Raw genomic sequence first — 12332 nt, forward strand, 5'->3', positions numbered from 1 at the left:
GGCAGCAAGAGTAAGGACGACACATGATTGAGCAATTCTTCCGACCCGAGCAACTGGGTCAGGCTTTGGAACTCAAGGCCCGCTTTGGCAACGACGCCGTCTACATGGGGGGCGGCAGCAAGCTCAACGCCGCCCCGACCCGCACCGACAAGAAGGTCGCCATCTCGCTGGACAAGCTCGGACTTGGCCAGATTGAGCAGCAGCACGGCCAGCTCCATATCGGTGCCACCGTCACCCTGCAAGTACTCAAAGACGACCCTCGTACCCCGGCTGCCCTGTGCGAGGCGCTGGGCTTTGTCTACTCCCGCCATCTGCGCAATCAGGCCACCATTGGCGGCGAGCTTGCCTGCCAGCAGCAGGACTCCCCGCTGCTGCCGGTGCTGCTGGTGCTCGAAGCGGTGGTGGTGCTGGAGAACAACCAGCTGCAACCCATCGATGCCTACCTGGCCGGCCAGCGCAAGGAGCTGGTGCTGGGGGTGGTGCTGCCGGAACCCGAGCTGCGCTGCGCCACTCGCCGCATCAGCCGCAACGCCGATGGCCTGCCTGTGATGACAGCTGCTGTGGCCCTCGATGCCCTTGGCGAGATGCGGGTCGCCCTGGCGGGCGTCACGCCGCAGCCGATGCGTCTGCGGGATGTGGAGCGTCATGAGCTGCGGGATGCGGCGCTGGAGGCGGCGGTGAGCGCGCTGATTGCGCCGCGCGCGGATCTCGGTGGCAGCGTGGCCTACAAGCGCTATGTCAGCGGCGTGGTGGTGGCGGATCTGCTGGTGGAGTGCCAGCAGCAGGAGGTACAGGCATGATGGAACTCAACTTTACCCTGAACGGTGCCCTGCGCACCGTCATCACCCCGGCGGGCGAGAATGCCCAGCGGGTGCTGTTCAACCAGTGCCGGATGCACTCGGTGCGCAACAGCGACGACGGCTTCGGTTTTGCCGGCTCCGACGCCATCCTGTTCAACGGCAAGGTGATCAACGCCTCCCTGCTGATCGCCGCCCAGCTGGATGGAACAGAGGTGCGCACCGCCGAGTCGCTGGGCAGCTGGAACCAGCTCAGCCTGGTGCAGCAGGCCATGGTAGATGTGGGCGTGGTGCAGTCCGGCTACAACGATCCGGCTGCGGCGCTCATCGTCACCGACCTGCTTGATCGCCACCCCGAACCCAGCCGTGATCAAATCGACGACGCCCTCTCGGGTCTCTTTCACCGGGACGGCGGCTACCAGCAGTTCTATCAGGCCATCGAGCTTGCCAGCTCGCGCCTCAAGGATCCCGATTACCTGTGCCAGATTGCCCCCGAGTTTCGTGACGACCTGCGCCACATCGGCAAGAGCTGCCCGAAAGTGGACGCCGCCAAGATGGTGCAGGCCAAGCCCTGCTACGTGGAGGATCGGGTCAGCGAGGATGCGCTGGTCATCAAGATGCTGCGAAGCCCCCATCCCCATGCGGTGATCACCAAACTCGACGTGAGCCGCGCCGAAGCCATGCCGGGGGTGGTGCACGTCATCACCCACCTCAACTGCCCGGATGTCTACTACACCCCAGGTGGCCAGAGCGCCCCCGAGCCGTCACCGCTGGATCGCCGCATGTTTGGCCGCAAGCTGCGCCACGTGGGGGACAGGGTGGCCGCCGTGGTGGCCGAGAGCGAAGCCATCGCATTGGCGGCGCTCAAACTCATCGAGGTCGAGTATCAGGTGCTGCCGGCGGTCATGAACATAGACGAGGCGATGGCCCCCAATGCGCCGCTGGTGCACGATGAGCCCATTGTCTACATGGCCGGTGCGCCAGCGGATCTCGAGCAGCAGAACGCCTGCTCGGTGCGTCGCGGCGACGAGCACATGATCATCAACTTCCCCATCGGTTCTCGCCCGCACGAGAACCTGGCCGCCAGCGTCCATGGCCAGATCGGTGACGTGGCCAAAGGCTTTGCCGAGGCGGATGTGGTGCTGGAGCGCACCTACGAATCGACCCAGGCCCAGCAGTGCCCGACCGAGCCGCACATCTGCTTTACCTACATGGATGGGGATCGGCTGGTCATTCACGCCTCCACCCAGGTGCCGTGGCACGTGCGCCGTCAGGTGGCGCGCATCGTCGGCATGAAGCAGCATCAGGTGCATGTGATCAAAGAGCGGGTAGGGGGCGGCTTTGGCTCCAAGCAGGATATCCTGCTGGAAGAGGTGTGCGCCTGGGCGACCAAGGTTACCGGCCGTCCGGTTACCTTCCGCTACACCCGGGAAGAGGAGTTCATCAGCAACACCTCCCGCCATGTGGCCAAGGTGAAGGTGAAAGTGGGGGCCAAGAAAGATGGCACCATCACCGCCATCGACATGGATTTTCGTGCCAACACCGGTCCTTACGGCAACCACTCTCTGACGGTGCCGAGCAACGGCCCGGCGCTCTCCCTGCCGCTCTATCCGTGCGAGAACGTGCGCTTTACCGTCAACACCTACTACAGCAACATCTGCCCGACTGGCGCCTATCAGGGTTATGGCGCGCCCAAGGGCAACTTCGCGCTGACCATGGCCATTGCGGAACTTGCCGAGAAACTCGGCATCGATCAGCTCGACATGGTGGAGCACAACCGGGTGCATGAAGGGGACATCCTCAAGGTGCTGGGTGCCATCGGCGAGGGCAAGATGCCTACCTCGGTGCCCCATGCGGCCAGCTGCGCCCTCGAACCCATCCTCAAGCAGGGCCGCGAGCTTATTGCCTGGGATAGCCCCAAACCCGCTGACGGGGATTGGCGCATCGGTCGTGGCGTCGCCATCATCATGCAAAAATCGGGGATCCCGGACATCGATCAGGCCAACTGCATGGTCAAGCTGGAATCGGACGGCACCTTTATCGTCCACTCCGGTGGCGCCGATATCGGCACCGGCCTCGATACCGTGGTAGCCAAGCTGACTGCCGAGGTGCTGCACTGCCCGCTCGGGGATGTGCATGTCATCTCCGGCGACACCGACCACGCCCTGTTCGACAAGGGGGCCTATGCCTCGTCAGGTACCTGCTTCTCCGGCAACGCGGCCAAGAAGGCGGCCGAGAACCTCAAGGAGAAGATCCTGCTGCACGGTGCCGCCATGCTGGGCGAGCCGGTAGCCGATGTTGAACTGGCGTTCCCGGGCCTGGTGCGCGGCAAGCTGGGGGAGGTGAGCCTCGCCAAGCTGGCCCACAAGGCCGAGACGGGTACCGGCTTCGGCATCCTGGTGGGCACCGCCAGCTACATCACGTCGGAGCTCGCCTTCCCGTACGGCGCCAACTTCGCCGAGGTGGCGGTCAACGTCAGAACCGGCCAGATCCGGCTCGACAAGTTCTACGCCCTGCTCGACTGCGGCACCCCCATCAACCCGGAACTGGCGCTCGGCCAGATCTACGGGGCGACCATGCGGGCCATCGGCCACTCCCTGACCGAGGAGATCTGCTACGACGGCAAGGGCATTCCGCTGACCCGGGATCTGAAGAGCTATGGCGCGCCCAAGATCGGCGATATTCCGCGCGATTTTCGGGCCTTCCTAGTACCGAGTGACGACAAGGTCGGCCCTTACGGCGCCAAGTCCATCTCGGAGATCGGGGTCAACGGCGCCGCACCTGCCATCGCCACCGCCATCCACGACGCCTGCGGTGTCTGGCTGCGCAAGTGGCACTTCACGCCGGAGCAGATCCTGCGTGAACTGGGCAAGCTGGAGCAACAAGCGTCGGCATAACAAAAGAAAAGGTGAGGGGCGGGCACAGGCTCGCCCCCAGCACCTGACAGCGGAATGAGTACTCCGCCCATATTCTGTGTGATGGGACAATCAAGATGTCTAAAACAACACGCAAGCACTCGGACCTGATTTACGCGCTCGAAGACAAACCTCCCTTTTACCAAACCCTGATGGGGGCCGTGACCCACCTGCTGGCCATTTTCGTGCCCATGGTGACGCCGGCCCTTATCGTGGGCGGGGCCCTTGGCCTCTCCACCGAGACCACCGCCTACCTGGTCTCCATGGCGATGATCGCCTCCGGCATCGGCACCTGGCTGCAGGTGAACCGTTACGGCCCCATCGGCTCGGGGCTGCTCTCCATCCAGTCGGTCAACTTCTCCTTCGTCACCGTGATGATCGCGCTGGGCAGCGCCATGAAAAAAGATGGCCTGCACGAGGAGCTGATCGTCTCGACCCTGCTCGGGGTCTCCTTCGTCGGGGCCTTCCTGGTGATGGGCTCCTCCTTCGTGCTGCCCTATCTCAAGCGGGTGATCACCCCGACCGTGAGCGGGGTAGTGGTGCTGATGATTGGCCTGAGCCTCATCAAGGTGGGGATCATCGACTTTGGCGGCGGCTTCTCCGCCATGAGCAGCGGCACCTTCGGCAAATACGAGAACATCGGCCTGGGGCTGCTGGTGCTCTGCGTCATCGTCGCCTTCAACTGCAGCAAAAGCCCTTTGCTTCGCATGAGCGGCATTGCCATCGGCCTGCTGGTGGGCTATGCGGTGGCCCTGATGCTCGGCATGGTGGACTTCTCCGCCCTTGAGAACCTGCCGCTCATCACTGTGCCCATCCCGTTCAAGTACGGTTTTTCCTTCGATCTGCACGCCTTCGTGCTGGCCGGCACCATCTATCTGTTGAGCGTGCTGGAGGCGGTGGGGGACATCACCGCCACCGCCATGGTCTCCCACCGGCAGATCCAGGGGCCCGAGTTTCAAAAACGGCTCTCCGGCGGCGTGCTGGCGGACGGCCTGGTGTCGGTGATCGCCTCGGCGCTCGGCTCCCTGCCGCTCACCACCTTCGCCCAGAACAACGGCGTCATCCAGATGACCGGGGTGGCCTCGCGCCACGTGGGCAAGTTCATCGCCGTCATCCTGGTGCTGCTCGGCCTCTTCCCGGTGGTGGGGCGCTTCTTCACCACCATACCGTCGCCGGTGATGGGGGGCGCCATGGTCATCATGTTCTCCATGATCGCCATCGCCGGCGGGCGCATCATCATCAGTCACGGCTTCGATCGGCGCGAGACCCTGATCGTCGCCACCTCGCTCGGGCTGGGGCTCGGCGTCTCCTACGACCCGAACGTCTTCAAGGTGTTGCCCGCCGGCATCTACATGCTGGTGGAGAACCCCATCTGCGCCGGCGGCATCACCGCCATCATCATGAACCTGGTGCTGCCCCAGAGCCGCAGACGCCAGGCTGCCGCCAATGCCGCCGAGGCGGTGGAGCTGATCCAGCTGAGCGACAAACCCGACACCCGTTTTGCCACCCGGCCCGCCCCGTCGGCCACCGCCCGCCAACAGGGGCTGGCGACGGACGAGGCACAGGTGCGCGCCCCGCAAGTGGATCGCGGCTAACGAACAACAAGAGGGAATTGAGAGATGAAAAACGACAACTCCGTCAAGGCGGTGCGCGGCAGCTTCTTCGACATCACCCGGGTGGTGAGCCAGCCCGAGGAGATAGAGCCCAATGCCCGCCTCATCGAAGACGGCCTGCTGATCATTCGCAACGGCTGCATCGACTGGTTCGGCCAGTGGGAGGAGGGCAAGGAGCGGATCCCGGCCCAGGTGCGGGTGCGGGATTATCGCGGCAAGATGATAGTGCCGGGCTTTGTCGACACCCACATCCACTACCCGCAAAGCGAGATGGTGGGGGCCTATGGCGAGCAGCTGCTGGAGTGGCTCAACCGCCACACCTTCCCGGCCGAGCGGCGCTACAACGATCTCGAGTATGCCCGCGAGATGTCCACCTTCTTCATCAAGCAGCTGCTGCGAAACGGCACCACCACGGCGCTGGTGTTCGGCACCGTCCACCCCGAGTCGGTGGATGCCCTGTTCGAGGCGGCCAGTCGCATCAACATGCGGATGATCGCCGGCAAGGTGATGATGGATCGCAACGCGCCAGATTATCTGCTCGATACCGCCGAGAGCAGCTATGCGCAGAGCAAGGCGCTCATCGAGCGCTGGCACGGCAATGGCCGCTTGCTCTACGCCATCACGCCGCGCTTTGCCCCCACCTCGACCCCGGCGCAGCTGGCGATGGCGCGGCGGCTGCGCGAAGAGTACCCGACCACCTATCTGCACACCCATCTGTGCGAGAACAAGGACGAGATAGCCTGGGTCAAATCCCTCTTCCCAGAGCATCAGGGCTATCTCGACGTCTATCACCAGCACGGCCTCACCGGCCACAACTGTGTGTTTGCCCATTGCGTTCATCTGGAAGAGCAGGAGTGGGATTGCCTGCAGGAGACAGGCTCCACCATCGCGTTTTGTCCCACCTCCAATCTGTATCTGGGCAGCGGCCTCTTCAAGCTGCACAAGGCGTGGCACAAGCAGGTGAAGGTGGGGATGGGCACCGACATCGGCGCCGGCACCACCTTCAACATGCTGCAGACCCTCAACGAGGCCTACAAGGTGATGCAGTTGCAGGGGGAGCGCCTCTCGGCCTATCAGGCCTTCTACCTGGCCACCCTGGGCGGCGCCCATGCGCTGGGGCTGGACGAGCAGATCGGCAGCTTCGCGGTGGGCAAGGAGGCGGACTTCGTGGTGCTCGACCCGGTCGCCACCCCGCTGCAGCAGCTGCGCTACGACAACTCCACCACCTTGCGCGACAAGCTGTTCGTGCTGCTGACCCTGGGGGATGACAGATCCATCTACCGCACCTATGTGGATGGCCAGCTGGTGCACGAGCGGGGCTGATCCGGTTTTCAAAGCAGAGGGGCGGGCATGCTCGCCCCGGGAACACGGCAGCAGGGGCCAGCGTGGTGCCTGCGCCGCACGACAGGCGGGGCGTTTGCCCCGCCACAGCAGGTGAAATGGCCCGGTTTTTTTAGATGGCAAGTCAAACGTTTGCCTTGCCTGCCAACCCCATGATGCCGGCGACCGTGGCAGCAGAGATCCACGGCACCGACCGCCATTTCGTCACGACACATTCAGGGATGCAGGAAGGAGTCGGCCATGAGCCAGACAAACAGGATAAACGAGATGGACGGGGCAGTTGCGGACAAGGGGGCGGCGGCGGGACGACAGCCCGCCGGCGGCGCGCTCGATCGCTACTTCATGATCAGCGAGCGGGGCAGCAACGTGCGCCAGGAGGTGCTGGCGGGGCTCACCACCTTCCTCGCCATGGTCTATTCGGTGATCGTGGTGCCCAGCATGCTCGGCAAGGCGGGCTTTCCCCCCGGCGCCGTGTTCGTGGCCACCTGTCTGGTGGCGGGCTTTGGTTCGCTGCTGATGGGGCTCTGGGCCAAGCTGCCCATGGCCATCGGCTGCGCCATCTCGCTCACCGCCTTTACCGCCTTCAGCCTGGTGCTGGGGCAGCAGATCTCCATCCCGGTGGCGCTCGGCGCCGTCTTTCTGATGGGGGGTCTGTTTACCGCCATCTCGGTGACCGGGGTGCGCAGCTGGATCCTCGACAACCTGCCGATGGGGATCGCCCACGGCACCGGCATCGGCATCGGGCTCTTCCTGCTGCTGATCGCCGCCAACGGGGTGGGGCTGGTGATCAAGAACCCGCTGGAGGGGCTGCCGGTGGCGCTGGGGGCCTTTACCTCCATGCCGGTCATCATGTCCCTCATCGGGCTGGCGGTCATCGTCGGGCTGGAGAAGCTTAAAGTTCCGGGCGGGATCCTCTTGGTGATCATCGCCATCTCCATTTTCGGCCTCATCTTCGATCCGGCGGTCAAGTACCAGGGGCTGTTCGCCATGCCGAGCCTCGCCGACGAGCAGGGCAACTCCCTCATCTTCAGCCTGGACGTTGTGGGAGCGCTCTCGCCGCTGGTGCTGCCAAGCGTACTGGCGCTGGTGATGACGGCGGTGTTTGATGCCACCGGCACCATTCGCGCCGTGGCGGGGCAGGCCAACCTGCTGGACAAGGACGGCCACATCATCAACAGCGGCAAGGCGCTCAGCGCCGACTCCATCAGCAGCATCTTCTCCGGTCTGGTGGGGGCCGCGCCGGCCGCCGTCTACATCGAATCGGCGGCGGGCACGGCTGCTGGCGGCAAGACCGGCCTCACCGCCACCGTGGTAGGGGTCTTGTTCCTGTTGATGCTGTTCCTCTCGCCGCTCTCCTACCTGGTGCCGGCCTATGCCACCGCACCGGCGCTGATGTACGTGGGGCTCTTGATGCTGAGCAACGTCGCCCGGCTCGACTTCGATGACTTTGTCGGGGCCATGTCCGGCCTGCTGTGCGCGGTCTTTATCGTGCTCACCTGCAACATCGTCACCGGCATCATGCTGGGCTTCAGCGCCCTGGTGATCGGCCGCATCTGCTCGAAGGAGTGGCGCAAGCTCAACGTCGGCACCGTCATCATCGCCCTGGCGCTGGTGCTCTTCTACGCTGGCGGCTGGGCCATCTAGTCCGGATCATTTCCTTCTCTATGGCGGGGCCAGCCTCTCTTGGCCGGCCCCGCCCTTCAAACCGTACTCATACCATTTTGATAACGAGGCTTACCAGATTGATAACGCCGCCCGGCAATGGCGCTGCCGAGTCCTCCATGGGGAGCTGCTGCGGGGCCGGTCACGGCCATGACGGAGAGCCTGATGGGCGCCGGATGGGATCTTCTTCACACTTCTTCCCTTTGCTCGCCGCCTTTGCCCCCCGCTTGGCCCGAGGTGCCGGAAATGGGCGCATATCTTGCTGTTTTTTATACCGGTTCTGATTTTTTCTGCCTGACAAAGGACTTGCATATGTCCATAGGATTACCGCTCAAGCGGGTGGATGCCGAGGCCAAGGTGACCGGCAGCGCCCGCTACACCGACGACAACATCATGCTCGGCATGCGCCACGCCAAGTACGTGCGAAGCCATATCGCCCACGGCAAGGTGCTCACCATAGACGCTAGCGAGGCGCTGGCCCTGCACGGGGTCGAAGCCGTGTTCACTCACGAGGATGTGCCCACCACCTGTTTTCGCACCGCCGGTCACGCCTGGTCCCTTGATGAGACCAAGCGGGATGTGAAAGACCGCCGTCTGCTCACCGACCATGTGCGTCACTTCGGCGATGGGGTCGCCATAGTCGTGGCCCGCGATCCGCTGGTCGCCGAAAAAGCGGCAGCACTGGTCAAGGTGACCTACGAGCCGCTGCCGGTGATGACGGATGCGGCCAGCGCCCTGGCCGAGGGGGCCTATCCCATCCACCCGACCGGCAACCTGCTGCGCCAGAGTCAGATCCGGGCGGGAGAGCCGGAGCAGGCCATCGCCGCCGCCGACTTGCAGTTCAAGGGGCACTACCAGACGCCTGTGGTGCAGCACTGCCACCTGGAGACGGTCACCTGCTACGCCTACATGGATCAGCCGGACCACATCATCGTCGTCACCAGCACCCAGATCCCCCAGATTGTGCGCAGCCGAGTGGCCAAGTCCCTCGGCCTGCCCTGGTCCAGCGTGCGGGTGATCAAGCCCTACATGGGCGGCGGTTTTGGCAACAAGCAGGATGTGCTGGAAGAGCCGATGGCGGCATTTTTGAGCTACAAGCTCGGTGGCGTGCCGGTCAAGGTGACCTTGAGCCGGGAGGAGTGTTTCTTTGCTTCTCGTACCCGCCACGGCTTTGCCATCGACGGCACCCTTGGCATCAGCCGGGATGGCACCCTCAAGGGCTATCAGCTGGACGTGCTCTCCAACACCGGCGGCTATGCCTCCCACGGCCACTCCATCGCAAGCGCCGGCGCCAACAAGATAAGCTACCTCTATCCGCGCAGCGCCTTTGGCTACGACGCCAAAACCTTCTACAGCAATTTGCCCACCGCCGGTGCCATGCGCGGTTACGGTGCGCCCCAGGTGGTGTTTGCCCTCGAATGCATGCTGGATGACGCCTGCGCCGAATTGGGTCTGGATCCGCTTGCGGTGCGCATCGCCAACGTGGCCCGCGAGGGGGACGTCAATCAGGTCAACCAGAAAACCATCTACAGCGCAGGGCTCCCTGAGTGTCTGCGCCGTGGCGGCGAGCAGTTCGAGTGGGAGCGGCTCAAGGCCGAATGTCTGGCGCAGGATCCGGCGAGTCGGGTGCGCCGTGGCATAGGGGTGGCCTGTTTCAGTTATGGATCCAACACCTATCCGGTGGGGGTGGAGATCGCCGGCGCCCGCATGCTGCTCAATCAGGATGGCACCGTCAATCTGCAGATCGGCGCCACCGAGATAGGGCAGGGATCGGATACCGTCTTTGCCCAGATGGCGGCCCAGACCTTGGGCATTCCGTTTGAGCAGATCCGGGTCATCTCGACCCAGGATACCGACATCACCGCCTACGATCCGGGCTCGTTCGCCTCGCGCCAGAGCTATGTGGCAGCCCCCGCCATCCATCAGGCGGCTCTGCAGCTGCGGGCCCGCATCCTGTCGCTGGCGGCCCAGCTCTGTCATCAGGATGTGGGATCGCTCACTCTGATCGACGGTTACGTGGTGCTGGCCGGTGCGCCGGACAAGGTGCTCATCAGCGTCGCCGAGGTGTCGGTCAACGCCTATTACCACCTCACCATCGGTGGCCAGATCACCTCCGAGGTCTCCCACAAGACCACCACCAACCCGCCGAGCTTTGGCTGCACCTTCGTCGATCTCAGTGTCGACATCGATCTCTGCAAGGTGACCATCAATCGCATCCTCAACTTGCACGATGCGGGCAAGATTCTCAACCCGCAGCTGGCAGAGGGGCAGGTGCACGGCGGTATGGGAATGGGGATCGGCTGGTCCCTGTTCGAGGAGATGATCATCGACGCCAAGACCGGCGTGGTGCGCAACCCCAATCTGCTCGACTACAAGTTCCCCACCATGCTGGACTTGCCCGAGCTTGAATGCGACTTCGTGCAGACCTACGAGCCCCAGTCGGTCTATGGCCACAAATCCCTGGGGGAGCCGCCCATCATCTCGCCGGGCCCCGCTATCCGTAACGCCATCCGCATGGCGACCGGGGTCGCCATCAACGAGCTGCCCATCACCCCCAAGGCCCTGTTCCGGGAGTTTGTCGCGGCGGGTCTGATTGGCGAGGGAGCTGGGGAGGAGCAACGCCATGTTTGATATTGCCCGTTACTACAAGGCCCACAGCGTGGCCGAGGCGGTCGCTCTGCGCCAGGCCGACCCCGAGGCGCGCCTGCTGGCTGGTGGCACCGATGTGATGATCCAGCTCCATCACCTCAACGCCGCCTATCGTCATATCGTCGATATTCACGACTTGCCCGAACTCAAGGGGGTGAGCGAGCAGGCTGACGGTTCTATTCGCATCGGCTCCGGCACCACCTTTACCGAACTCATCGAAAACGAGCTGGTGCAGCGCCGCCTGCCGATGCTGGCGGAAGCCGCCGCCACCATCGCCGGCCCGCAGATCCGCAACGTGGCCACCTATGGCGGCAACATCTGCAACGGCGCCACCAGTGCCGACTCGGCGGCGCCCACCGTGGCGCTGGAAGCAGAGCTGGAGATCGCCGGCCCCGATGGCACGCGCCGCATCCCCATCGCCGGTTTTCACACCGGCCCCGGCAAGGTCGCGCTGCAACCGGCGGAAATCCTGGTGGCGTTTCACTTTGCCCCGGACGCGCACCCCCAGGTGGGCTCCCACTACTTCAAATACGCCATGCGGGGGGCCATGGACATCGCCACTATCGGTTGCGCCGCCTACTGCCAGATTGAGGATGGTCATTTCAAGCGCCTGCGGCTGGCCTACGGGGTGGCGGCACCGACGCCGGTGCGCACCCCGCACGCCGAAGCGGCGGCCGAGGGGCAACCGCTGACTCGCGCCACGCTGGCAGCCATTGCCGAGGCGGTGGTGGCCGACGTGGCGCCGCGTTCCTCCTGGCGGGCAGAGAAGGAGTTTCGCCTGCACCTGATCAAAACCCTGGCGCAGCGGGTGATCACCTGCGCCGTCGAACGTGCCGGAGGCAAGATCCTATGATGCAACCGCAAAGCTGTCCCACTGTTGCGATCCAGTGCGAGATCAACGGCAAGCCTTACTCCTATGCTGTGCCGCCCACCATGTCGCTGCTTCACTTCCTGCGCGGGCAGGGGCTCATCAGCGTGAAAGAGGGGTGCAGTGTCGGTGAGTGCGGCGCCTGTACCGTGCGGGTGGATGGCACGGCCATCGACAGCTGCCTCTATCTGGCGGTGTGGGCCGATGGCAAATCCATTCGCACCGTGGAGGGGGAACGGCAGGGCAATGAGCTCTCCGACGTGCAACAGGCCTTTATCGACGAGGGGGCGGTGCAGTGCGGCTTTTGCACCCCGGGCCTCGTGATGGCGAGCGCGGCCCTGCTCGACAAGACAGAGCGCCGCCCCTTGAGCGAGGCGGAGATCCGCCGCGGGCTGTCGGGGAATCTGTGCCGCTGCACCGGTTACCAGAACGTGGTGCGGGCGGTGAAGAAGTGCTGCAAGGGGTGATGGGGCCCTCCTGCGATGCT

At 64.2% G+C, this 12332-nt stretch carries 8 protein-coding genes; all 8 read left to right on the forward strand.

What is annotated here, in order from left to right:
• The first annotated feature begins 23 nt into the window (after nt 1-23).
• The 8 genes from ygfM to xdhC all read left to right on the forward strand — a co-directional run bounded on the left by ygfM (nt 24) and on the right by xdhC (nt 12312).
• Nucleotides 24-800, forward strand: coding sequence for a molybdopterin-dependent oxidoreductase FAD-binding subunit (gene ygfM, locus AB5Y94_RS22095; protein ID WP_368206597.1), 777 nt, complete (start codon nt 24-26; stop codon nt 798-800).
• Nucleotides 797-3694, forward strand: coding sequence for a molybdopterin-dependent oxidoreductase Mo/Fe-S-binding subunit (locus AB5Y94_RS22100; protein WP_368206598.1), 2898 nt, complete (start codon nt 797-799; stop codon nt 3692-3694). The genes ygfM and AB5Y94_RS22100 overlap by 4 nt, the downstream gene beginning before the upstream one ends.
• A gap of 95 nt (nt 3695-3789) precedes the next feature.
• Nucleotides 3790-5307 carry a nucleobase:cation symporter-2 family protein gene (locus AB5Y94_RS22105; RefSeq protein WP_073350400.1) on the forward strand — a complete coding sequence of 506 codons (1518 nt, stop codon included), beginning with the start codon at nt 3790-3792 and terminating at the stop codon, nt 5305-5307.
• 24 nt (nt 5308-5331) lie between these two features.
• Nucleotides 5332-6648 carry a guanine deaminase gene (guaD, locus tag AB5Y94_RS22110; protein ID WP_368206599.1) on the forward strand — a complete coding sequence of 439 codons (1317 nt, stop codon included), beginning with the start codon at nt 5332-5334 and terminating at the stop codon, nt 6646-6648.
• 285 nt (nt 6649-6933) lie between these two features.
• Complete coding sequence (locus tag AB5Y94_RS22115) at nt 6934-8310, forward strand: NCS2 family permease (protein ID WP_368159558.1); 1377 nt, start codon at nt 6934-6936, stop codon at nt 8308-8310.
• Nucleotides 8311-8640: 330 nt separating this feature from the next.
• Complete coding sequence (gene xdhA / locus AB5Y94_RS22120) at nt 8641-10959, forward strand: xanthine dehydrogenase molybdenum-binding subunit XdhA (RefSeq protein ID WP_368206600.1); 2319 nt, start codon at nt 8641-8643, stop codon at nt 10957-10959.
• The gene (gene xdhB, locus AB5Y94_RS22125) at nt 10952-11830 is read left to right on the forward strand and encodes a xanthine dehydrogenase FAD-binding subunit XdhB (protein WP_126881806.1); all 879 of its coding nucleotides are present in this window, start codon (nt 10952-10954) and stop codon (nt 11828-11830) included. Before xdhA ends, xdhB begins: the two co-directional genes overlap by 8 nt.
• On the forward strand, nt 11827-12312 hold the full coding sequence (gene xdhC / locus AB5Y94_RS22130; protein ID WP_368206601.1) for a xanthine dehydrogenase iron sulfur-binding subunit XdhC: 486 nt from the start codon (nt 11827-11829) through the stop codon (nt 12310-12312). Before xdhB ends, xdhC begins: the two co-directional genes overlap by 4 nt.
• Nucleotides 12313-12332: the final 20 nt, after the last annotated feature.

This window comes from Aeromonas sp. s5, from assembly GCF_040907865.1.
GTDB lineage: Bacteria > Pseudomonadota > Gammaproteobacteria > Enterobacterales > Aeromonadaceae > Aeromonas > Aeromonas dhakensis.